The sequence below is a fragment of the Kitasatospora sp. NPDC018619 genome (genome assembly GCF_044391605.1).
Taxonomy (GTDB): domain Bacteria; phylum Actinomycetota; class Actinomycetes; order Streptomycetales; family Streptomycetaceae; genus Kitasatospora.
Window position 1 is genome coordinate 15,365 of the sequence record NZ_JBISAI010000030.1, and the last position, 22,600, is coordinate 37,964.

General features: G+C 73.7%; 19 protein-coding genes. 8 read left to right on the forward strand and 11 right to left on the reverse strand.

Annotation, left to right across the window (positions count from 1 at the left end; genetic code table 11):
• Positions 1-132 precede the first annotated feature (132 nt).
• Positions 133-1,011, reverse strand: coding sequence for a sulfurtransferase (locus ACH5AR_RS31595; protein ID WP_396304960.1), 879 nt, complete (start codon positions 1,009-1,011; stop codon positions 133-135).
• A gap of 255 nt (positions 1,012-1,266) precedes the next feature.
• Here ACH5AR_RS31595 and ACH5AR_RS31600 point away from each other — a divergent pair, with 255 nt between their 5' ends.
• Positions 1,267-2,010 carry a VOC family protein gene (locus ACH5AR_RS31600; protein ID WP_396305001.1) on the forward strand — a complete coding sequence of 248 codons (744 nt, stop codon included), beginning with the start codon at positions 1,267-1,269 and terminating at the stop codon, positions 2,008-2,010.
• A 10-nt stretch (positions 2,011-2,020) separates the two neighbouring features.
• Here the strand turns inward: ACH5AR_RS31600 and ACH5AR_RS31605 are convergent, their stop codons facing one another.
• The 4 genes from ACH5AR_RS31605 to ACH5AR_RS31620 all read right to left on the reverse strand — a co-directional run bounded on the left by ACH5AR_RS31605 (position 2,021) and on the right by ACH5AR_RS31620 (position 7,478).
• Positions 2,021-2,677 (reverse strand): thymidine kinase, encoded by a 657-nt coding sequence (locus tag ACH5AR_RS31605; RefSeq protein WP_396304961.1) that lies wholly within the window; start codon positions 2,675-2,677, stop codon positions 2,021-2,023.
• 61 nt (positions 2,678-2,738) lie between these two features.
• Entirely contained in the window at positions 2,739-3,926 is a 1,188-nt protein-coding gene (locus ACH5AR_RS31610) for an alkaline phosphatase family protein (RefSeq protein WP_396304962.1), read from the reverse strand.
• Positions 3,927-3,970: 44 nt separating this feature from the next.
• Positions 3,971-4,570, reverse strand: coding sequence for a DUF5998 family protein (locus ACH5AR_RS31615; protein ID WP_188296095.1), 600 nt, complete (start codon positions 4,568-4,570; stop codon positions 3,971-3,973).
• Between the two features lie 91 nt (positions 4,571-4,661).
• A complete protein-coding gene (locus tag ACH5AR_RS31620) occupies positions 4,662-7,478 on the reverse strand; it encodes a GNAT family N-acetyltransferase (protein ID WP_396304963.1) in 2,817 nt (938 codons plus the stop codon).
• Between the two features lie 227 nt (positions 7,479-7,705).
• On the opposite strand from ACH5AR_RS31620, the gene ACH5AR_RS31625 reads away from it, so the two are divergent.
• Positions 7,706-7,987 carry an HPr family phosphocarrier protein gene (locus ACH5AR_RS31625; protein ID WP_396304964.1) on the forward strand — a complete coding sequence of 94 codons (282 nt, stop codon included), beginning with the start codon at positions 7,706-7,708 and terminating at the stop codon, positions 7,985-7,987.
• A 99-nt stretch (positions 7,988-8,086) separates the two neighbouring features.
• On the opposite strand, the gene ACH5AR_RS31630 is transcribed toward ACH5AR_RS31625, so the two are convergent.
• The 3 genes from ACH5AR_RS31630 to ACH5AR_RS31640 all read right to left on the reverse strand — a co-directional run bounded on the left by ACH5AR_RS31630 (position 8,087) and on the right by ACH5AR_RS31640 (position 12,334).
• Positions 8,087-9,280, reverse strand: a complete 1,194-nt coding sequence (locus tag ACH5AR_RS31630) for an RtcB family protein (protein WP_396304965.1) — start codon at positions 9,278-9,280, stop codon at positions 8,087-8,089.
• Positions 9,281-9,599: 319 nt separating this feature from the next.
• Positions 9,600-10,988 (reverse strand): M16 family metallopeptidase, encoded by a 1,389-nt coding sequence (locus ACH5AR_RS31635; protein WP_396304966.1) that lies wholly within the window; start codon positions 10,986-10,988, stop codon positions 9,600-9,602.
• Positions 10,985-12,334 carry a M16 family metallopeptidase gene (locus ACH5AR_RS31640; protein WP_396304967.1) on the reverse strand — a complete coding sequence of 450 codons (1,350 nt, stop codon included), beginning with the start codon at positions 12,332-12,334 and terminating at the stop codon, positions 10,985-10,987. Before ACH5AR_RS31640 ends, ACH5AR_RS31635 begins: the two co-directional genes overlap by 4 nt.
• Before the next feature lie 294 nt (positions 12,335-12,628).
• On the opposite strand from ACH5AR_RS31640, the gene ACH5AR_RS31645 reads away from it, so the two are divergent.
• The 6 genes from ACH5AR_RS31645 (at position 12,629) to ACH5AR_RS31670 (ending at position 19,619) form a co-directional block, all read left to right on the forward strand.
• The gene (locus tag ACH5AR_RS31645; protein WP_396304968.1) at positions 12,629-15,079 is read left to right on the forward strand and encodes a DNA topoisomerase (ATP-hydrolyzing) subunit A; all 2,451 of its coding nucleotides are present in this window, start codon (positions 12,629-12,631) and stop codon (positions 15,077-15,079) included.
• 212 nt (positions 15,080-15,291) lie between these two features.
• Positions 15,292-15,606 (forward strand): hypothetical protein, encoded by a 315-nt coding sequence (locus ACH5AR_RS31650; RefSeq protein WP_396304969.1) that lies wholly within the window; start codon positions 15,292-15,294, stop codon positions 15,604-15,606.
• A 28-nt stretch (positions 15,607-15,634) separates the two neighbouring features.
• On the forward strand, positions 15,635-16,897 hold the full coding sequence (locus ACH5AR_RS31655) for a hypothetical protein (protein WP_396304970.1): 1,263 nt from the start codon (positions 15,635-15,637) through the stop codon (positions 16,895-16,897).
• A gap of 12 nt (positions 16,898-16,909) precedes the next feature.
• The gene (locus ACH5AR_RS31660; RefSeq protein WP_396304971.1) at positions 16,910-17,926 is read left to right on the forward strand and encodes a hypothetical protein; all 1,017 of its coding nucleotides are present in this window, start codon (positions 16,910-16,912) and stop codon (positions 17,924-17,926) included.
• A complete protein-coding gene (locus ACH5AR_RS31665) occupies positions 17,923-18,678 on the forward strand; it encodes a hypothetical protein (RefSeq protein ID WP_396304972.1) in 756 nt (251 codons plus the stop codon). The genes ACH5AR_RS31660 and ACH5AR_RS31665 overlap by 4 nt, the downstream gene beginning before the upstream one ends.
• Before the next feature lie 38 nt (positions 18,679-18,716).
• Positions 18,717-19,619, forward strand: coding sequence for a sucrase ferredoxin (locus ACH5AR_RS31670; RefSeq protein WP_396304973.1), 903 nt, complete (start codon positions 18,717-18,719; stop codon positions 19,617-19,619).
• A gap of 58 nt (positions 19,620-19,677) precedes the next feature.
• Here the strand turns inward: ACH5AR_RS31670 and ACH5AR_RS31675 are convergent, their stop codons facing one another.
• The 3 genes from ACH5AR_RS31675 to ACH5AR_RS31685 are packed head-to-tail and all read right to left on the reverse strand — an operon-like array spanning position 19,678 to position 22,412.
• Positions 19,678-20,736: an ABC transporter substrate-binding protein gene (locus tag ACH5AR_RS31675; RefSeq protein ID WP_396304974.1), complete on the reverse strand. Its 1,059-nt coding sequence runs from the start codon at positions 20,734-20,736 to the stop codon at positions 19,678-19,680.
• A gap of 37 nt (positions 20,737-20,773) precedes the next feature.
• Positions 20,774-21,613 (reverse strand): ABC transporter permease, encoded by an 840-nt coding sequence (locus tag ACH5AR_RS31680; protein ID WP_396304975.1) that lies wholly within the window; start codon positions 21,611-21,613, stop codon positions 20,774-20,776.
• A complete protein-coding gene (locus tag ACH5AR_RS31685) occupies positions 21,603-22,412 on the reverse strand; it encodes an ABC transporter ATP-binding protein (RefSeq protein WP_396304976.1) in 810 nt (269 codons plus the stop codon). The genes ACH5AR_RS31680 and ACH5AR_RS31685 overlap by 11 nt, the downstream gene beginning before the upstream one ends.
• Positions 22,413-22,600: the final 188 nt, after the last annotated feature.

A 22,600-nucleotide genomic window follows, 5' to 3' on the forward strand; every position in this document is an offset into this window, starting at 1 on the left:
GGGCCGCGGGCCCACCGGCCCCCGGGGGAAGTAATTGTTGTGGGGCGCCCGGCGAACTAGGGGGGGGGGGGGGCGGGGGGGGCGCGGGGGGGGGGGGCCCGGGCCCCCCCCCCCCGCGGCGTACCCGCCCGCTCAGCCCGGCTGCCCGGTGACGGCCACCGGCCGCGCCTCGTCGCTCGACCACTCGCTCCACGACCCCGGGTACAGCGCCGCCCGCAGGCCCGCCACCTCCAGCGCCAGGACCTGGTGCGCGGCCGTCACCCCCGAGCCGCAGTACACCGCCGTCTCCCGCTCCCCCGCGCCCAGCTCCCGGAACCGGGCGGCCAGCTCGGCGGCCGGCCGGAAGCGGCCGTCCGCTTCCACGTTCCCGGTCGTCGGCGCCGAGACCGCGCCCGGGATGTGCCCGGCCCGCGGGTCCACCGGCTCGCTCTCGCCCCGGTAGCGCTCCGCCGACCGGGCGTCCAGCAGCAGGCCGGTGCGCGCCAGCGCCGCGGCGCCGTCCCCGTCCACCGTCGGCAGCTGCCCCGGCACCGGCTCGAAGTCGCCCTCCTCCGGCTCCGGCAGCTCGGCCGTCACCGGCAGCCCGGCCGCCCGCCAGGCCGCGAACCCGCCGTCCAGCACCCGGACGTCCCGGTGCCCGGCCCAGCGCAGCAGCCACCAGGCCCGGGCCGCGGCCATCGAGGCCGCGCCGTCGTACACCACCACCGGGCGCCGCGCGCTCACCCCGAAGCGGCGCATCGCCGCGCCGAACGCCTCCCGGTCCGGCAGCGGGTGGCGGCCGCCGCGGCCGGGGGCGCCGGGCGGGGCCGCCAGGTCCCGGTCCAGATCGACGAAGTGGGCCCCGGGCAGGTGGCCGGCCCGGTACTCCTCGGCCGCGGTCGGGCCGCCCGGTGCGGCACCGACCAGCTGGTAGCGCACGTCCAGCAGCACCGGCGGCAGCGCGCAGGCCAGCGCCTCCCGCAGCCCGGCCGCGGAGATCAGCGGGGAAACGTCCGTGTAGGTGGTGGTCATGGCGGCCATTGTCGCGCAGCGCGGCTCCGGCGGAAGGGCGGAGCGGAGCACTCCCCCGCCCGGGGACCGGCGCCGGAAACCGCCCGGATCGGACCGGAATCCGCGGGACACGCCCGGCCCGCCGCTCTTTGTGGGGTCTTTGCCGGACTTTCCGCGCGGCCCGAGGGTTGGGCGGGCGCCAGAGTGGAAGCATCACCCTCGCGCCCGAGGATTTCCGTGCGCCGACGACCCACGAGGAGGCCCGCATTGCCCGCGGTGGAACTCCGACTGGCCCAGGGCACGCCCTGCTGGGTCAGCCTGCTGACCGACGACCTGCCCGGCGCCCGCGCCTTCTACGGCGCCCTGCTCGGCTGGACGTACACGCCCGGGCCCGGCCAGCTCGGCGACTACGTCCGGGCCGAGCTCGACGGGGCGCCGGTGGCCGGCCTCGGCGTCTCCTCCGCCACCGGCTTCCCGGTGCAGTGGACCACCTACTTCGCCGTGGACGACGCCGACCGCACCGCCCAGCTGGTCCGCGAGTGCGGCGGCACGGTCGCCGTCGGACCGCTCCAGGCCGAGCGCGCCGGACGGATGGCCATCGCCGCCGACGTCTCCGGCGCGGTCTTCGGCCTCTGGCAGGGCGAGGAGCACCTCGGCCGGGAGGCCGGCCAGGAGCCGGGCGCCCCGGCCTGGGCCGAACTGCTCACCCCCGACGCACGCGGCGCGGCCTCCTTCTACTCCACCGTGCTGGACCGCCCGGTCCGCTCCACCGCGGACGAGACCGCGCTGCTGGTGGACGGCCGGCCGGTCGCCGGCATCCGGCACCGCGCCGAGCTGCGCGGCCACCCGCCGCGCTGGCGCACCCACTTCGTGGTCAGGGACGCCGCGCTGACCGCCCGGCAGGCCGTCGGGCTCGGCGGCCGGGTGCTGGTCGAACCGCACGACACCGCGCACGGCCGCGCCGCCCGGCTGGCCGACCCGCAGGGCGGGCACTTCTCCGTCCTGGAGGTGCTGCCGTAGCCCCCGGCCCTCAGACCTGCTGCTCCTCGAAGGGCAGCACGTCCGGGGAGAGCACCGAGGCGCGCGCCGTCGCGGCGGTCATCCGGCGGCGGTGGTGGCGGCGGCAGAGCACCTCGTAGCCGACCTCGTCCTGGGCCACCGAGATGTCCCCGACCACCACCTGGGCGCCCTCCACGACCATCACCCCGCCGACCGTCCGGGCGTTGTGGGTGGCCCGCGCGCCGCACCAGCACAGCGCCTCGACCTGGAGCACCTCCACCCGGTCGGCCAGCTCGATCAGCCGCTGCGAGCCCGGGAACAGCCGGGTGCGGAAGTCGGTGGTGATGCCGAAGGTGTAGACGTCGATGTCCAGCTCGTCCACCACCCGGGCCAGCTGGTCGACCTGCTCGGCGGCGAAGAACTGGGCCTCGTCGCAGATCAGGTAGTCCACCCGGCCACCGGCCGAGAGCCGGTGCACCACGTGCGCGTGGAAGTCGAAGTCGTCCGTCACCTCGACGGCGTCGGCGCGCAGGCCCAGCCGGCTGGAGATCGTCGCCTCGCCCGCCCGGTCGTTGCGGGTCAGGATCACGCCCTGCCGGCCGCGCGCGGCGTGGTTGTGGTCCATCTGCAGCGCCAGCGTCGACTTGCCGCAGTCCATCGTGCCCGAGAAGAACACAAGTTCAGCCATGGGTGGAGCAAGGGCCTTTCGAATCAAGGGAGTTCGGGCACAGAAGAGTCAAACGACCGGCTCAGCCGCGGACTTCGAGCAGCGGCACGAACTGCTCGACCGGGGTCATCGAACCGTGCAGACCGATCATCGCGGACTCGCCGGGCTCGTTGCGGGAGGCGACGATCGCGATGTCGTCGCGCGCCGCGGCGACCACGTCGCCGATCCGCGCGTACACCCGCTCGTCCACGGCCGGACCGAACCAGCCCGCCGCGATCGCCTCGTCCCGGGTGGCCACCCACATCCGGTCGCCCAGCACCTCGCTCCAGACCGCGTGCACGTCGGCCGCGGCCCCCGGCACCGCGTACACGTGGCGGGCCCGGCCCTCGCCGCCGAGCAGGGCGACGCCGGCGCCCAGCTCCCAGTCCTCGTCGAAGTCGATCCGGTCCTCCGGAGCGACGTCGATCATGCCGTGGTCGGCCGTCACGTACATCGCCGAGCGCGGCGGCAGCTGCGCGGCCAGCCGGCGGGCCAGCCGGTCCACCGCGTCCAGCGTCATCCGCCACTCGTCCGAGTCCACCCCGAAGCGGTGGCCGGCGCCGTCCAGCTCGCTGACGTACGTGTAGACCAGCGCCCGGTCGTGCTCGGCCAGCCAGGAGGCCGCCAGGTCCATCCGCTCCTCGCCGGTGGTGCGGCCGAGGAAGGTGCCGCCGGACAGCGCCACCCTGGTCAGCGGGGTCTGGGCGAACAGCGGGGAGGAGACCTGCGCCGTCGCCACCCCGGCCTGGTGGGCCTGTTCGAAGACCGTCGGGTACGGCTGCCAGGCGTGCGGGTCGGTCGGCGGCTGCCAGCGCAGCTGGTTCATCAGGTAGCCGGCGCCCGGCACCGCCACCGTGTACCCGGCCAGGCCGTGCAGGCCCGGCGGCGTGCCGGTGCCGACCGAGGCCAGCGAGGTCGCGGTGGTGGACGGGAAGCCCGCGGTCAGCGGACGGCCGCTGCCGCCCATCGAGCTCGCGGCCAGCGAGGACAGGAACGGCGCGTACTCCGGATGGCGCAGCAGCAGCTCCCAGCCCAGGCCGTCCACCAGGAACACCACCACCCGGTCCGCCGGGGCGATCGGGAGCGTCGCGGTGAACCCGGGGATGCCCAGCCCCGCCGCCACCGAGGGCAGCAGGTCGCACAGCGAACCGCTGCCGTACGGGGGCGCGGGGGCCGTGGCCGGGTCAAGGATCTCGAAGGCGTCGTAGCCGTCGGCAGGAACGAAGGACATGGAACCGGATTCGTAGCGGTGCGGGCGGTCGGCGGCGGCGGAGCTCAGACCCGCGGGCCGTTGCTGATCGTCGCGTCGGACAGCGCGCGGGCGAACACCAGCGCCTGGGACACCGTCTCCGGGCCGTCGCCGGCCTCGCTCACCCGCAGCGAGAGGTCGTCGGCCGTGGCCGAGCCGGTGTAGCCGTGGTCGGCCTCGCAGTTCGGGTCCGAGCAGCCGGCCGGCTCCAGGTCCAGGCGCTGCACCGCGCCCCAGCCGATCGTCAGCACCACCTCGCGCGGCAGGGTGCCCGGGGTGTACGTCTCCGGGTTCGCCACCATCCGGCTCACCACCACCGAACCGATCCGGTCCAGCCGCACGCTCTCCGTCGACGTCGTCGCGAACGGCACCGCCGGGCTGCCCTCGGCGCCGGACTGCTCGTCGGTGTGGCTCACCACGAACCGGGTCGGGGTGAGCACCAGCACCGTCACGTGCCGGCGCACCTCGTTGGCGTCGAAGGTCGTCTCCTGGTGCACCAGGTAGGAGCTGATCGGCTCCGGGCCCACCGCGGACTCGACCGCCTCGGACACCAGGGCCGGGTAGTAGCCGCTGCGCTCGATCGCCGAGCGCAGGTCCTGAGTGGTGGTGGTACCGGTCTTCGCCATATCTCCATCCTGGCATGGTCCGCCGACGAAGCGGGCGGCACGGCGCCGAGCTTCGGACAACAGCGCCCGGGCAGGGCGCAACCAAGGAAGGTTACAGCGTGCTCATGGCGCGCGGGCCCAGATCGCTGCGGACCGGCAGCGGGGCCACCCGCACCCGCGCCCCCAGGATCGCCAGCCCGTGCGGGGCCACGACCACCGGTTCGAGGTCCACCGAGGCGATTTCCGGCACGTCGTCCACCAGCTGCGACACCCGCAGCAGCAGCTCCTCCAGCGCGTCGGTGTCCACCGCCTCGGCGCCCCGCCAGCCGAACAGCAGCGGCGCCGCCCGCACCTCCCGGATCAGTCCGGCGACGTCCTGGTCGGTGGCCGGAACCAGTCGGTGCGCCGTGTCTCCCAGCAGTTCGGCCGGGGCCCCGGCCAGGCCGAAGGAGAGGATCGCGCCGACCGCCGGGTCCACGGTGGCGGCGATCACGGTGTCCACGCCGCGCGGCGCCATCCGCTGCACCACCAGCTCGGCCTGGGCGGCGCCGCCGAGCAGCGCGTCCAGCTCGCGGTGGGCGCGGCGCAGGCCCGCCTCGTCGGTCAGGTCCAGCCGGACGCTGCCCAGGTCGGGGCGGTGGCGCAGGTGCGGGGCGGTCGCCTTGAGCGCCACCGGGTAGCCGAGCGCCCCGGCCGCGGCGGCGGCGGCCTCCTCGTCCGGGGCGGGCCGCACCGGCGAGACGTCGATCCCGTAGCGGGCCAGCAGCTCCTGGGCCCGCGCCTCCGGCAGGGTGATCCGGGCGCCGCCGGGCTGGGTGCGCGCGGCCACGGCGGCCCGGGTGCTCAGCGCCGCCTCCACCAGGCGGCGGGCGCCGGGCTCGTCGATCCGGTCCAGCTCGGGGACGCGCGCCGTCTCCTCCGCCATCGCCGTACGGCGGCGCCACTGCGCGTAGTGCACGGCGTGGGTGAGGGCGTGCACGGCCCGCTCGGGCGCCGCGTACGCGGGGATGCCGCCGGGGCGCAGCCGGGCCGGGAGGTCGGTCAGCGCCAGGTGGGTGAGCAGCAGCGGCTTGCCCAGCTCCCGGGCCCGGCGGCCGGCCTCCAGCAGCGCGGCGGCGATCTCCGGGTCGTCCGAGCCCATCGCCGGATCGTCGTCACCGGTCAGCCGGCCGCCCATGAAGGCGTGGGCGGAGGTGCCGATCGGCGGGATGGCGACGGCGATCACCGCGTCCACGGCCGGGTCGGCGAGCGCGACGTCCAGGGCGATCCGGAAGTTCTCCCCGGTCGCGGCGGTGGTGAGGTCGACGGGCGTGCACGGGCGCAGGCCGGCGCTCAGCAGGGCGTCGTAGGTGAGCAGGCCGAGCGAGTCGGAGTTGCCGACCACGGCGACCCGGTCCCCCGGCGGCAGCGGCTGCTGGGCCAGCAGTTCGCCGGTGTCGTAGAGCTCGGTGATGGTCGACACCCGGGTGACGCCCGCCTGCTCGAACAGCGCGTCCACGGTGGCGTCGCGCAGGCCGGTGGCGGTGGCGGGGACGGCGTGGCCGGGCGGCAGGCTGCCGGTGTGCCGGGCGCCCTTGACCACCACGACGGGCTTGGCGGCGGCCAGCCGGCGGGCGATCCGGGTGAACTTGCGGGGGTTGCCGAAGGACTCCAGGTACAGCAGCACGACCTCGGTGGCCTCGTCCTCGGCCCAGTACTGGAGGAAGTCGTTGCCGGAGACGTCGGAGCGGTTGCCGACGGAAGCGAAGGAGGAGACGCCGAGGCCGCGCTTGTGGGCGGCCTCCAGCAGGGCCACGCCGATCGCGCCGGACTGGCAGAAGATCCCGAAGCCGCCGCGGCCGGGCAGCCGCGGGGCGAGCGAGGCGTTCAGCGGGCGGGCCGGGTCGGTGTTGATCAGTCCGAAGGCGTTCGGGCCGATCACCCGCATGCCGGCCGCGCGGGCCTGGCGGACCAGTGCGCGCTGCCGCTCCCGGCCCTCCGGTCCGGTCTCCGCGTAGCCGGCGGTGACCACCACCAGCCCCTGCACGCCGTGGGCGCCGCAGTCGGCGACGGCGGCCGGGACGGCGCCCTCGGGGACGGCGATCACCGCGAGGTCGACCGGTCCGGGAACGTCCAGGAGGGACCGGTGCACCGGCACGCCGTCCAGCTCGGTGCCGGGCGCGGCGTTGCGGTTCACCGCGTACACCGGGCGGTCGGCCGGGGCCTCGTCCCCCAGCAGGTCGCGCAGGATGGCCCGGCCGACGGTCTGCGGGGTGCGGGAGACCCCGATCACCGCCACCGAGCGCGGGGTGAGCAGCCGCTGCACCGAGCGCGCCTCGGCGCGGTGCTCGCGGGCGCGCATCACGGCGAGCGAGCGGTCGGTCTGTTCGAGGTCGAACTCCAGGTGCACCACGCCGTCGGCGAAGCTGCGGCGCTGGGTATAGCCGGCGTCGGTGAAGACCTTCACCATCTTCCGGTTCTCCGGGAGCACTTCGGCCTGGAAGCGGCGGATGCCGCGCTCCTGCGCGACCGCCGCGATGTGCTCCAGCAGGGCGGAGGCCACGCCGCGGCCCTGGTGGGCGTCCTGCACCAGGAAGGCCACCTCGGCGTCGGTGCCGGTCTCGGAGGGGCGGCCGTCGGCGTCGATCCGGTCGTACCGGACGGTGGCGATGAAGCGGTCGCGGACCACCACCGCGAGGCCCACCCGGTTCACGAAGTCGTGGTGGGTGAAGCGGCGGACGTCCCTGTCGGAGAGCCGCGGGTAGGGGGCGAAGAACCGGAAGTACTTGGACTGGTCCGACACCTGCTCGTAGAACTCCACGAGCCGCCCGGCGTCCTCGGGCGTGATCGGCCGGATGCGGGCCGTGCCGCCGTCCCGCAGCAGGATGTCCGCTTCCCAGTGCTGCGGGTAGTCGGCTTGCTCGGGGTTCGCCACCGCGGGGTCTTCCACAGTCGTCAGGTTATCCGGCGGCGAGCCGAATGGCGCCGGGCGCGTGCTCGCGGCAGGGTGGACAGGGTCGCCGACCGGGGTCTTATGCCCCGAAAAGAAACAATCACAAGTCCTGAACGCCGCGGTTCCCCGGGGCCGCCTGCGTGCAACACTGGTCTAGACAACATGGCCGCTTCCCCCGCTCCCCGAGCACGGCCGTGACCAGCTTCACCGGAAAGGCACGTCTCATGGCTGAGCGCCGCGTCACCATCGGTTGGGCCGAGGGCCTGCACGCCCGTCCCGCCTCCGTCTTCGTCCGGGCCGTCACGGCCACCGGCGTGCCGATCACCATCGCCAAGCCCGGCGGCAACCCGGTCAACGCCGCCTCCATGCTCGGCCTCCTCGGCCTGGGCGCCCAGGGCGGCGACGAGGTCGTCCTCGCCTCCGACGCCGAGAACGCCGACGACGCGCTCGACCGCCTCGCCAAGCTCGTCTCCGAGGGCCTCGACGAGCTCCCCGCCGCGGCCTGAGCCCCGCAGCCGCCCGATCGGGGTGCCGCCGGACTCCGGTGGCACCCCGATCGGCCTTTCCCGGCCTTCCCCGCCGCGGCCGGGGCGGCGGCCGGCCGGTCAGCCCTTGACGCAGACGACCTGCTTGAGGTGTGCGACCACCTCGACGAGGTCCTTCTGCTGCTCGATGACCTTCTCGATGTTCTTGTAGGCGCCGGGGATCTCGTCCACCACGCCGCTGTCCTTGCGGCACTCCACCCCGTCGGTCTGCGCGACCAGGTCCCGGGTGGTGAACCGCTTCTTCGCGGCGTTGCGGCTCATCTTCCGGCCGGCGCCGTGCGAGGCGGAGTTGAACGAGGCCTCGTTGCCCAGGCCGCGGACGATGTAGGAGCCCGTCCCCATCGAGCCGGGGATGATGCCGAGGTCGCCGGAGCCGGCCCGGATCGCGCCCTTGCGCGTCACCAGCAGGTCGACGCCGTCGTACCGCTCCTCCGCCACGTAGTTGTGGTGGCAGCTGATGACCTCGTCGAACGTCACTTCCACCGTGGCGAACTCGCGCCGGACGACGTCCTGGAAGAGCGCCATCATCACCGCCCTGTTGTTCTTGGCGTACTCCTGGGCCCAGAACAGGTCCTGCCGGTAGGCCGCCATCTCCGGGGTCCTCGCCAGGAAGACCGCCAGGTCACGGTCGACCAGGCCCTGGTTGTGCGGCAGCGCGCGGGCGGTGCTCATGTGGTGCTCGGCCAGCTCCTTGCCGATGTTGCGGGAGCCGGAGTGCAGCATGAGCCAGACCGCACCAGTCGTATCAATGCACAGTTCTATGAAGTGATTTCCTCCGCCGAGCGTGGCCATCTGCTGCATCGCCCGCTCGCGGCGCCACTTCACGTCCTCCGCGATGCCGTCGAAGCGCCGCCAGAAGTCGTCCCAGCCCGCCGTCCGGAAGCCGTGCAGCTTGCCCGGGTCGACCGGCTCGCTGTGCAGGCCGCGGCCGACCGGGATGGCCCGCTCGATCTCGTTGCGCAGGCCGGAGAGGTCGTCCGGGAGGTCCTCGGCGGTGAGCGAGGTCTTCACCGCGCTCATCCCGCAGCCGATGTCGACGCCGACCGCCGCCGGGCAGACCGCGTCCTTCATGGCGATGACGGAGCCGACGGTGGCGCCCTTGCCCAGGTGGACGTCCGGCATCACGGCGAGGCCGTGCAGCCACGGCAGCGAGCTGATGTTGCGCAGCTGCTGGAGGGCCTGGCCCTCGACCGTCGCCGGGTCGGTCCACATCCGGATCGGCACCCGGACGCCGGGTACCTCGGTGTACGTCATGGTTGAACGACCTCCACGGGTCAGGGAATTCGGGTCGACGACGGGCCGCGCGCACGTCCCGGTGCGGCTCGGGGAAGGTCGGGGCGGACGCGCTCAGGCGGCCTGGGCGGAACAGGGGAGGTACGGCCTCGGGGAGCGTCGTGTGGTTCGCTCGACCCGCATGGTGACCGCCTCCCTCCACTGTCGTCCGCGGCCGCACGTGCTGTGCGGCGGGGACCATCTACCCACGGGGCGGACACGGCCCGCAACGGGTTTACCGACGCGTCCGGCCCGGCGGAGCGGGTGCTCCACCGGGCCGGACGGCGGTCCTGCGAAGGGGTCAGCTGACGACGGTGACCTCGCCGATGCCGAGCGCCCGCACGTCGTCGGCGATCACCGAGGCGTCGCCGACCAGCACGGTGACCAGGCGGTCCGGCGGGAAGGCCGCGACGACCGCCTCGGTGGCGGCGGCGGTGGGCAGTTCGGCGAGCCTGCGGTAGACCTCGGCCTGGTAGTCGTCCGGCAGGTACTGCTCGACCTGGTCGGCCAGGGTGCCGGCGACGGAGCCCGCCGTCTCGTACTTCAGCGGGGCGACGCCGACCAGGAACTGCACGGCCTCGTCGCGCTCGGCGTCGGTGAGGCCCTCGGCGGCGAGGGTGCGCAGGATGGTCCAGGTGTCGGCGAGCGCCGGGGCGGTGGAGGCGGTGTCCACCGAGCCGCTGATGGCGAGCATCGCGCGCCCGCTGCCGTCCGCGGCCGAGCGCAGCGGCTGGGCGAAGGCGCGCACGCCGTAGGTGTAGCCCTTCTCCTCGCGCAGCACCCGGTCGAGGCGGGAGGTGAGGGTGCCGCCGAGGCAGTAGGTGCCGAGGGTCTGGGCGGCCCAGACCGGGTCGTGGCGGTCGGGGCCGACCCGGCCGATCAGCAGCTGGGTCTGGACGGAGCCGGGGCGGTCCACGATGACGACGCGGCCGCGGTCGTCGGCGGTGACCGGGGCGTGGACGGACGGCTCGGCGGCCGTTCCGGTCCAGGTGCCGAGGGTGCTCTCCAGCAGCGCGGGCAGGTCGACGCCGGTGAGGTCGCCGACCACCACGACGGTGCTGGTCGCGGGGCGCACGTGGGCCTCGTAGAAGGCCTTGACCGCCGCACGGTCGATCGACTTGACGGTGTCGGCGGTGCCGGCCCGGGGCCGGGAGAGCCGGTCGGCGGCGTCGAAGAGCTCGGCGTACAGGGCCTTGGCGGCGCGGCGCGCGGGGTTGGCCTGCTCGTGGACGATCTCGTCCAGGCGGTTGGCGACCAGCCGCTCGATCTCGGCCTCGGGCAGCGCGGGCGCGCGCAGGGCGTCGGCGAGCAGGGACAGCCCGCGCTGGAGCCGGGAGGCGGGGACCTCCAGGGAGATCCGGATGCACGGGTGGTCAGCGTGGGCGTCGAGGGTGGCCCCGGCCCGCTCCAGTTCGGCGGCGAACTCCTCGGCGCTGAGCGTGTCGGTGCCCTCGCTGAAGGCGCGGGCCAGGATGCCGGCGATGCCGTCGAGGCCCTCGGGCTCGGCGGCGAGCGGCGCGTCGAGCAGGACCTCGACGGCGACCAGCTGCTGGCCGGGCCGGTGGCAGTGCAGGACGGTGATGCCGTTGCCGAGGGCGGCCCGCTCGGGCGCGGGGAAGTCCCAGGGGCTGGGCGTGCCCGGCCGGGGCTGCGGGTGGAAGGTCATGGCGGGGACGTAGTCGGTGCTCATACGGCGGCACCCTCCTCTTCGGAAGCGGCGCCGGAGTCGGCGTCGGTCTCGGCGGCGGCGGTCGGCTCGTAGACGAGGACGGCCCGGTTGTCGGGGTGGAGCCGGGCCTTGGCGACGGCCTGGACCTCCTCGGCGGTGACGTCGAGGACCTTGGGGAGGGCGTCGTTGAGCAGCTTCGGGTCGCCGAACAGGACGGCGTAGCGGCACAGTTCGTCGGCCCGGCCGGCGACGGTGGTGAGCCGGTCGAGCCACTCGCGCTCGATCTGGGCCTGGGCGCGTTCGAGCTCCTCGGCCGTGGGGCCCTCGGCGGCGAAGCGGGCGAGCTCCTCGTCGACGGCGGTGCCGATCTGCTCGACGGTGGCGTCGCCGGAGGTCTTGACGTCGAGCCAGCCGAGGCTGGGGGCGCCGGCCAGCCGCAGCAGGCCGAAGCCGGCGGCGACGGCGGTGCGGTCGCGGCGGACCAGCCGGTTGTAGAGGCGGCTGGACTCGCCGCTGCCGAGGATGGTGAGGGCGAGGTCGGCGGCGTCGGCCTCGCGGGTGCCGTCGTGCGGCAGGCGGTAGGCGGCCATCAGGGCCCGGGACGGGACGTCCTCGTGGATCTCCTCGCGGATCTCGCGGCCGATGGTCTCGGGGAGCTCGCCCGAGCGCGGGGGCTGCTTGCCGTCGTGCGCGGGGATGGAGCCGAAGTACTTCTCGACCCAGGCGATGGTCTGCTCGGGGTCGATGTCGCCGACGACGGACAGCACGGCGTTGTTGGGCGCGTAGTACGTCCGGAAGAACGTGCGGGCGTCCTCCAGGGTGGCCGCGTCGAGGTCGGCCATGGACCCGATGGGGGTGTGGTGGTACGGGTGGCCGTCGGGGAAGGAGAGCGCGGTGAGCTTCTCGAAGGCGGTGCCGTACGGGACGTTGTCGTAGCGCTGGCGGCGCTCGTTCTTGACGACGTCGCGCTGGTTCTCCATGGACGTCTCGTCGAGCGCGGCGAGCAGCGAGCCCATCCGGTCGGCCTCCAGCCAGAGGGCGAGCTCCAGCTGGTGGGTCGGCATGGTCTCGAAGTAGTTGGTGCGCTCGAAGCTGGTGGTGCCGTTGAGCGAGCCGCCGGCGCCCTGGACGAGCTCGAAGTGCCCGTTGTTGGAGACGTTGGCCGAGCCCTGGAACATCAGGTGCTCGAAGAGGTGCGCCAGGCCGGTGCGGCCCTTGACCTCGTGCCGGGAGCCCACGTCGTACCAGAGGCAGACGGCGGCGACCGGCGTCAGGTGGTCCTCGGAGAGGACGACGCGCAGGCCGTTGGCCAGGCGGTGCTCGGTGATGGCGATGCCTCGGCTGGAGGCGGGGGCCGGGTTGGCCATGCGCTCGGGTCCTTCCCGTCGTCGATGTCGGGGTTCGTGTGGCGTCCCCCATTGTGGTGCAACGTCCGGGAGCCGCGATCGTGTCCGCGCGGACGGGGGCGTTCGCCAGGGGCGGAAGAGGGCCGCTGACCGGGAGTGTCGGCCCGAGGGTCCACAATGGGGGCGCCGCGCCCTGTCGACGGCGCCCGGTTGACGGGTCCGGCGGCGGGTGGTGCGGAGACGACCGACGACCGCCCTCCGGCGTTCGCGACCGATCGAGACACAGCCAGCGACACGTAAGGGAGCCCCGCCGCGATGGCCCGCCGCAGTTCGCAGACCCCGCCGCCCGGAGACTTCGAGGAGCGGATCCTCGACGTCGACGTCGTGGACGAGATGCAGGGCTCCTTCCTGGAGTACGCCTACTCGGTGATCTACTCGCGTGCGCTGCCCGACGCGCGGGACGGCCTGAAGCCGGTGCACCGCCGGATCCTCTACCAGGCCAACGAGATGGGCCTGCGCCCGGAGCGCGCGCACGTCAAGTGCGCCCGGGTGGTGGGCGAGGTGATGGGCCGGCTGCACCCGCACGGCGACGCCTCGATCTACGACTCGGTCGTGCGCATGGCGCAGCCGTTCTCGATGCGGCTGCCGCTGATCGACGGCCACGGCAACTTCGGCTCGCTGGGCAACGACGACCCGCCGGCCGCGATGCGCTACACCGAGTCGCGGCTGACGGCCGCCTCGATGGCGATGGTGGAGTCGATCCACGAGGACACCGTCGACTTCGGCCCCAACTACGACGGCAGCGAGCAGGAGCCGCTGGCGCTGCCGGCCGCGTTCCCGAACCTGCTGGTGAACGGCGCGACGGGCATCGCCGTGGGCATGGCGACGAACATGCCGCCGCACAACCTCTCCGAGGTGGTGGCCGCGGCCCGGCACCTGATCAAGCACCCGAACGCGGACCTGGACACGCTGATGCGGTTCGTCCCCGGCCCGGACCTGCCGACCGGCGGGCGGATCGTGGGCCTGTCGGGCATCCGGGACGCCTACGAGTCGGGCCGCGGCACGTTCAAGATCCGGGCGACGGCGACGGTGGAGGCGGTGACGGCCCGCCGCAAGGGCATCGTGGTCACCGAGCTGCCGTACAACGTCGGCCCGGAGAAGGTCATCTCGAAGATCAAGGACCTGGTCAACGCGAAGAAGCTCCAGGGCATCGCGGACGTCAAGGACCTGACCGACCGCGAGCACGGGCTGCGGCTGGTCATCGAGGTGAAGAACGGCTTCGTGCCGGAGGCGCTGCTGGAGCAGCTGTACAAGCTGACGCCGATGGAGGAGACCTTCGGCATCAACAACGTGGCGCTGGTGGACGGGCAGCCGCTGACGCTGGGGCTGAAGGAGCTGCTGGAGGTCTACGTCGACCACCGCTTCACCGTGGTGCGCCGGCGCAGCGACTTCCGCCGCCGCAAGCGCGAGGAGCGGCTGCACCTGGTCGAGGGCCTGCTGGTGGCCCTGCTCGACATCGACGAGGTCATCGCGATCATCCGGTCGAGTGACAACGCCCAGCAGGCCAAGGAGCGCCTGATGGAGCACTTCTCGCTGTCGGAGACGCAGACGGCGTACATCCTGGACACCCCGCTGCGTCGGCTGACCCGCTTCGACCGGGTGGAGCTGGAGCAGGAGAAGGAGAAGCTCACCGCCGAGATCGCGGACCTGACCGAGATCCTGGAGTCGGACACCAAGCTGCGCAGCGTGGTCTCCTCCGAACTGGGCGCGGTGGCCAAGCAGTTCGGCACCGAGCGGCGCACGGTGCTGCTGGAGGCCGGGTCGGCGCCCTCGGCGGCGCTGGCGGTGCCGCTGGAGGTCGCGGACGACCCGTGCCGGGTGCTGCTGTCCTCGACGGGCCTGCTGGCGCGGACGGCGGACGGCGAGCCGTTCGAGGTGTCGGAGAAGCGGGCGAAGCACGACGTGATCGTGTCGGCGGTGCACGCGACGGCGCGGGCCGACGTGGGCGTGGTGACGTCCGCGGGCCGGGTGCTGCGGCTGCCGGTGATCGACCTGCCGGCGCTGCCGCCGACGCCCTCGCCCACGCTGGCGGGCGGCGCCGCGGTGGGCGAGTTCCTGCGCCTGGAGGACGGGGAGCGGGTGCTGGCGCTGACCACGCTGGACGAGTCCTCGCCGGGGTTGGCGCTGGGCACGCTGCAGGGCGTGGTGAAGCGGGTGGTGCCGGAGTGGCCCGCGAACAAGGACGAGTTCGAGGTGATCGCCCTCAAGGACGGTGACGAGCTGGTCGGCGCGGTCGAGCTGCGCACCGGCGAGGAGGACCTGGTCTTCATCGCCTCCGACGCCCAGCTGTTGCGCTACCCGGCGGGCCAGGTGCGTCCGCAGGGCCGTCCGGCGGGCGGCATGGCGGGCATCAAGCTGTCCGACGGCGCGCGGGTGCTGTCCTTCACGGCGGTGGACCCGGCGGCGGACGCGGTGGTGGTCACGGTGGCCACGGCCGGCGGCACGCTGTCCGGGGGCGAGCAGACGACCTGGAAGGTCACCCCGTTCGAGCAGTACCCGCGCAAGGGGCGCGCCACCGGCGGCGTGCGCTGCCAGCGCTTCCTGCGCGGCGAGGACGCCCTGGCCTTCGCCTGGGCCGGTGCCGCCCCGGCCCGCGCCGCCACCGCCAAGGGCGCCCCGGTCGACCTGCCCGAGCGCGACCCGCGCCGCGACGGCTCCGGGACGGCGGTCACCACCCCGATCGCGGTGGTCGCCGGCCCGGCGTAGCGGCTCCCCACCCGAGCGGAGGGGCACCGGATGCCATCCGGTGCCCCTCCGCTTTTTCGTGCCTTCGACCGGCCGGGCGGAAGGCGACCGCGCGGAGGGCGGGGGCCGAGGGCGGCCATGCGGAAGGGCGATCCCCAGTTCCCGGCCATGGCCCGAACTTCGCCTACCAATGGGTTAGGTTCACCGAACAGGTGCTCCACACGGAGCGTCAGATGCGCGGGGGGAGCGGCGAGTTGGCCGAGGACTTCAGGATCGACATGGCCCGGATGAGAACGGTGTCCAAGCAGCTCGACGAGTGCGGCAACCGCATGGGGGCGGTCGCCAAGAGCCTTCGGAACCTCGGCAAGGGGAAGCAGTTGGGCACCGAACGGCTCGACTCCGCCTGCAAGGGCTTCGAGGTCCACTGGCACGGCGGCATCGGCCGGATGGCCAAGCTCGCCCACGGACTGCGCGAGGGCCTCGACGCCTCGCTCAAGAACTACGGGGACAACGAGCAGGGCATCGCCAAGGGCTTCGGCGCGACCTGAGCCGACACGCAGGGGACTGACTTCCACCATGAGTGACAGGAACTGGCCGGGCCTCGGCTTCTGCCCGGCCCCGGGGGACCTCCCGGCCATCGCCAGGATGTACGCGGACGTCGACGCGGTCGCCCGCGAACTGGAGGAACTGCGGCACACCCTGGCCGACCTGGGCTCCGAGGGCAGCGCCTGGCAGGGCGAGGCCGCCCGCAACTTCGCCGGAAGGCTGGGCGAACTGCCCAAGTACCTCACCCAGGGCCACGAATCGATGGCCGCCTGCTCCCGGGCCCTCAAGGCCTGGCACACCCAGCTCACCGGCCTGCTCGCCTCCGGCCGGACGCTGGAGGCCCAGGCCGTCGAACTGCGCTCCCGGCTGGGCGACATGAACGTCCAGTGCGACGCCGCGGGCAAGGCCCTCGACGCCTCCGCGCAGTCCACCGACGCGGTGGCCCAGGCGAAGGCCCAGGCCGACTTCGAGGCCAAGCTGCACGCCCGGCAGCAGCTCGTGCACCAGCTCGACGAGCTGGTCGCGAGCGGCCACAAGCAGCTGGCGGACCACAGGAACAAGGCCGAGGCGGCCGCCAAGGCCATCATGGAGGCGTCCCGGCACCACCCGCCGGACCCGGGCTTCCTCAAGCGGATGCTGGACACGATGGACCACGCGTGGCAGAAGTCGCTGGACTTCCTGGCCGAGCACGCGGACACCCTCTCCAAGATCTCGGCGGGGCTGGCGATCCTGGCCCTGGTGGTCCCGGTGGGCGGTCCGATCCTGGGCGCGGCGGCCATGCTGACCAGCGCGGCCGCGATGGCCGGCCACGGCATCGCCAAGTCCCGCGGCCAGGACGTCTCCTGGTTGAAGATCGGGCTGGACGGGCTCGGGGTGATCCCCGGCGTCGGCGCCGTCAAGGGCTTCGCCACCGCCGGGAAGACGATCACCAGGGTCCAGGGCGTCGGCGTCGTCAACAAGGTGGTCAGGGCGCCGGTCATGAACCTCAGGACCTCGGTGGCCGCCGGGGGAGCCGGCGCCGCCGAACGCACCTCGGCCGCGGGCGCGGGCCTGATCGAGAAGACCATGAACCCGATTTCGACCAAGACCATCGTGGGCGGGCTCAAGAAGGTCGGCGTCACCGTGGATCCCCGTAAGGTCACGATCGCGAACAAGGCCGGCGGCATCGGCTACGGCCTCTACCAGGACGATCAGAAGGAGAAGGCCCGGGAGTCCCGGGTCGAGGCCCCGGGGCCGCTCCCGAAGGCCGCGTACCGCCCGGCGTCCGCGCCCTTCCTGAACGCCGTCGGCTGAGAGGAGAGACCCATGGCCAAGGACCTTCAGGTGACCCTCCCCGTCTCGGGCGGGCAGCTCGCCGCCGTGCCCGAGGTGGCCGAGTCGGCACGGCGGGCCGAGGCGCTCTACGGCGTCACCCTGCTGAACGACGACGTGGCCCGCAACGTGGTGATCAGGCACCTGCGGAAGCGGGAGCAGCAGGACTGGTACGACGAGGCCGCCGCCCTCCTCGTCCTCGGTGGCATCGCGGTCTCCCTGATCACCGGCAACTGGGCGGCGATCCTGGCGGTTCCGGCCGGGATCGCCGTCTGGCTGCGGGGCATGAACCGCGAATCGGCGAAGAACAGCGCCTCCGTGCACTTCACCGCGTACATCGGTCTGCTGAACCAGGCCCGGCGTGCGGGGCTGGCGTTCCGGATCCCCACCGACTGGGGCGCCGATGCCGATCGGGCCTCCTGGACGGAAGGCCCGGCAGCCGCTGCGCCACCGCCGTCACCGGTGCCCCCGGCCGCGTACCCCGCCGCCCCCTCGTCGGCCGCCGCCCCCGCGCAGCACGGATCGTGGTGGCCCGCCGACGCCGTGATCGACCCGACGTTCCCGGTGCTGCCGCCCGCCGCCCTCACGCGGCACCGGACGCTGGCCGGCCGGGCCCGGGAACTCGGCGCTCCGTACGGCGTCGACTTCCTGGACGAACAGGCGGTCCGGGCGCTGCTCGCCGCCCAGCAGCGCGCCCGCCGGGTGATCCTCGCCTGGTGGACGGTCGCCACGGTGGCTCTGGTCACCGGCGTCACGGTCTTCTCCATCGGCCATGACGCCGCCTTCGAGCAGCGTCAGCAGGTCCGCTCTGCCGCCGTCGGCCTGGTGGCCGTCGCCCTGGTCGCCGCCCTCCCGGCGCTGAAGGCGTACTCGCGCTGGCGCGGTTCCGGGCTGCAGGCCCGCGCCGGCGCCTACCTCGACCTGCTCGTCGAGGCCCGCGCGTACGGCGTTCCGGTCCCCGTCCCGCCCGCCTGGCTGGACGTCCGCAACCGGATCCGCAAGCCGTCATGACCGCCCCGGAAGGCCCGACGGCCCACGCTCCGACAGCCCCCGGGGAGCCCCGCCTCCAGATCCGCTTCGTCCTCCCGCCCGCCTTCCACGACGTCCCGGTGCTGGGCACCGCCGACGAGGTGGCCGAGGAGCTGTGGGAGCTGGTCTGCGAGGTGCTCGCCTCCCAGCCCGAGGAGCTGCGGGTGCGCTGGGCGGTGGCGCTGGCCGAGCTGATCCCCTCGATGGCCGAGGCCGGGGTGATCCACGCCGGGATGTGCCTGGTGGACGTGGACGGCCGGCCGAGCACGGCCACGATCACGGCCTCGGTGTGCCCCCTGGTCGGCACCGACTACCCGAGCGCCGTCGCCTTCCTGCTCACCCGGCTGGCCCGGGCCCGCCCCGAGGCCGAGGTGACGGCGATCGAGCTGCCCGCCGGGCGGGCGGTGGCGGTGATCGACGCGGTCGCGACGGCGGTGGCGGCCCCGGTCGACGACGGCTCGGCCCCGCCGGACGGCCTGGCGGTCCCGCTCGTCGACGGGGTGCTGACCACCTCGGTGATCCAGGTCCACCTGCCGCTGCCGAACGAGTCCCAACTGCTCTCCCTGGAGCTGAGCACCCCCTGCTTGGAGGACTGGGAGCTGTACTCGGAGCTGTTCGCGGACGTCGTCCGCAGCATCCACCTGGAGTTCGCCGACCTCCCGGCCTTCTCCCCGCCGATGTACGAAACGGTGGACGAGGTGGTGGCGCAGCGGGTGAGGGCCGCCTTCGGGTGATCGCGTGCGGGCGATCAGGTGAGGGTAGCCTTGCCGGGGTGAGCACCTGTGCGACCGTGTCGCGTGAACTTTCGGAGCCGCTGGCCGCGACGGCCGCGGTGGCGCCCACCTGGTTGCTGGTGGAGCAGAACGGGCCGTGGGGCGCGAAGGCGCTCGGCGAGAGCCACCTGGACCCGGCGGTCGGGCGGGCGCTGGAGGCGGCCGCGGCCGGGACGGGCGTGCGGGTGGCGCTGGTCCGGCGCCCCGGCCGGCACGCCGACTGCCTGCCGACGGCGCGGCACGAGGTGCTCGTGGCGCACACCGTGCCGGGCCGCGGCTGGGTGCGCCGGGCGGCGGTGGCCGATCCGGCGGAGCTGCTGGGGCTGGACTTCGCGGCGCTGGGCGCCGGCGACCACACCGGTTTCGGGGCGGAGCACGTCGGCGGCCCGGTGGCCCTGGTGTGCACCAACGGGCGCCGGGACCGCTGCTGCGCGCTGCTGGGCCGTCCGCTCGCGGCGGAGCTGGCGGCGGCCGGGCACAGCGAGGTGTGGGAGGTCACCCACCTGGGCGGGCACCGCTTCTCCCCCACGATGCTGGTGCTGCCGTACGGCTACGCGTACGGGCGGCTGACGCCGGAGACCGCCAAGGAGGTCCTGGCGGCGACGGCGGCCGGGCACGTGGTGCCGGAGTGGTCGCGCGGCTGCTCGGGCTGGGAGCGCCCGGGCCAGGCGGCCGAGCACGCGGTGCGGCTGGCCGTCGGCGAGACGGCGGTGGACGTGCTGACGCTCACCCAGCGGCCGGACGGCGAGGGCCGCTGGCTGGTGACGGTGCTGCACCGGGACGGCCGGTCCTGGGAGGTGGACGTGGTCGAGGCGGCCAGCGCGCCGCCGCGGCCGGAGAGCTGCGGCAAGGCCGCGGGGACGCCCTCGCGGATGGACGTGCTGTCCGTACGGGGGATGTGACGGAACGGCGGCCCCGCGCCCGTGGGGGTGGGCGCGGGACCGCCGGTGCGGGGGCCGGTCAGCCCGCGGCCTTGGCGACGAACTCCGTGGTGTAGGTCTTCGCCAGGTCGATCGTCCCCTCCTTGCCCTTGACGTCCGGGTGGAACGCGGCGAGCACCGCGAGCACCGTCTTCGGCCCGTCGGCCGGCATCACGCCGTCGGTGGTGAACATCGGCAGCGTGGCCCTGATCGCCGCCGCGTACTGCTCGGCGCCGCCCTGCGCGTAGTCGGCGGGCATCTTCGCGGCGATCTCCTCGGGGCTGTGGGCCGCCATCCACGTGAGGGTCTTCACGAAGGCGTCGGCGAGCTTCTGGGTGGTGTCCTTGTTCTTCTCCACCCAGTCGGTGTTCATGTAGAGCGACGAGGACGGGTACAGCCCGCCGAGCGCCTGGCGCGAGCCCTCGGGGGTGCGCATGTCGTACAGGACCTTGCCGAGGCCCTTGTCCAGGATGTTCGCGACGGTCGGGTCGGTGGTCATCCCGGCGTCGATGCTGCCCTGCTGGAGCGCGGCGATGAAGGTCTGGCCGGCGCCGACGGCGATCGGGCTGAACTCGCTGACGGCGGTGCCGTTCTTGACCGCGAGGTACTTGGTGAGGAAGTCGGTGGAGGAGCCGATGCTGGTGACGCCGAGCTTCTTCCCCGCGAAGTCGGCGCCGGACCTGATCGCGTCGGCCTGCCGGGTGGAGACCACCTCGACCTCGCCGGGTGCCTGGGCGAACTGCACCACCGACTCGACCTTCTTGCCCTTGGCCTGGAGGTCGATGGTGTGGTCGTAGAAGCCGACGGCGCCCTGGACGTCGCCGGCGAGCAGCGCGGTGGTGGCGTTGACGCCGGCCGGCTCGGTCATCAGCTCGACGTTGACGCCGGCCTCGGCGAAGTAGCCGAGCCGCTGGGTGAGCATCGCGGGCAGGTAGATGACCTTGTCCAGGCCGCCGACCATGATCTTGACCTTGGGCCCGTCGACCTGCTGCCCGGCGGGGGCGGCCGCGCCGTGGCCGGCGGTGGCGGCGTCGTTGGCACAGGCGGCGAGCGGGAGGAGCAGCACGGCGGCGAGGGCGGCGGCAGCTGTTCTGCGCATGGGTGGGGGCCTCTCTTCTCGGTACTGGCAGGGGGGTTCAGCGGCCGTCGCCCGCGTCGGCGGGCTTCCAGCGGAACAGCTTCTTCTCGGCGAAGGTCAGCAGCCCCTCGGTGAGCAGCGCGACGACGGCGAGGATGGTCATGGCCGCGTACACCCCGGCCGCGTTGAAGGTGCCCTGGGCGGCCGCGACGAGCAGGCCGAGGCCCTTGGTGGCGCCGATGTACTCGCCGACGATGGCGCCGATCAGCGCGAATCCGAAGCTGACGTGCAGGCTGGTGAAGATCCACGTGGTGGCGGCGGGGATGACCACCTGGAGGGTGACCCTGCGGTTGTCGGCGCCCAGGATGCGGGCGTTGGCGACGAGGTTGCGGTCCACCTCGCGGGCGCCCTGGAAGGCGTTGAAGAACACCGGGAAGAACACCAGCACCACCGCGGAGGCGACCTTGGAGGCCGGCCCGAGCCCGAACCAGATCAGGAAGATCGGCGCCAGCACGATCCGCGGGATGGCGTTGAGCACCTTGATGTACGGCCCGAACACGTCGGCGAGGAAGCGGATCCGCCCGAGTGCGATGCCCAGCAGCACACCGCCGGTCACGCCGATCACCCAGCCGGTGAGGGCCTCGTAGAGGGTGTAGCCGATCTGCTCGCCGAGCGAGCCCTGCGCGGTGCCGTGGGTGGTCCACTGCCAGATCTGGTCCCAGATCCTCGACGGCTGCGAGAAGTTGAACGGGTCGACGACCTCCGTCCGGGCGCAGACCTCCCAGAGCCCGAGGAAGGCGAGCAGGACCGCGACCCGGGCCCCGTACACCCCGAACCTCCGGTTGCGGGCGGCCCGTTCGCGGGCCTCGGTCCTCGTCGTCACGCGCTCAAGCGGCACGACCCGCTCCTCTCTCCCGGGTGATGCGCACCTCTTCGCCGAGCGAGGCCCAGATCTCGCGGTACAGCTCGACGAACCTGGGCTCCAGCCGGACGGCCTCCACGGTGCGCGGGCGCGGCAGGTCGACGGTGAAGACCTCCTTGACGGTGGCCGGTCCGGCCGTCATGACGACGACGCGGTCGGCGAGCGCGATGGCCTCGTCCAGGTCGTGGGTGACGAAGACGACGGACGAGCCGGTGCCGGCCCACAGCTCCAGCAGCTGGTCCGACATCAGCGCCCGGGTCTGCACGTCCAGTGCCGAGAACGGCTCGTCCATCAGCAGGATCGCCGGGTCGTTGACGAAGGTCTGGGCGAGCGCGACGCGCTTGCGCATGCCGCCGGACAGCTGGTGCGGGTAGCGGTCCTCGAAGGCGGACAGGCCGACCCGGCCCAGCCAGTCCCGGGCCCGCTCCCTGGCCTCGGCGGCGGGCACGCCGCGGAAGCGCGGGCCGGCCGTCACGTTGGACAGCACGGTGCGCCAGGGGAAGACGGCGTCCTGCTGGAAGACGAACCCGACCCTGGGGTCGATCCCGCGCACGGGCTCGCCGTGCACCCGGACCTCGCCCTCGGTGGGCTCCTCCAGGCCGCTGACCAGCGTCAGCGTGGTGGACTTGCCGCAGCCGGTGGGGCCGACGACGGCGACGAACTCGCCTTGGGAGACGGTCAGATCGAGGTCGCGGACGGCCGTGTGCAGTGCCCCCGAGGGGGTTCGGAACCGTTTGGTCGCGCCGGTCAGCTCGATCGCCGGGGTGTTGCTCATGGAATCCTCCGGGTCTGTGCCTGCCCCGGAACGGTAGGAGCGGGCCCGGCCCCGGCGGGAGCCTTCTTCGCGTAGTGCGACTTCTCCGCATTGAGGGGTGTTCTGCTCGTTTTGCTTCCGCTACAACTGCGGGGACGCGGCTGACAGAAACACCCCGGAAACATAGGGTGTCCCGACCCCACCCACCG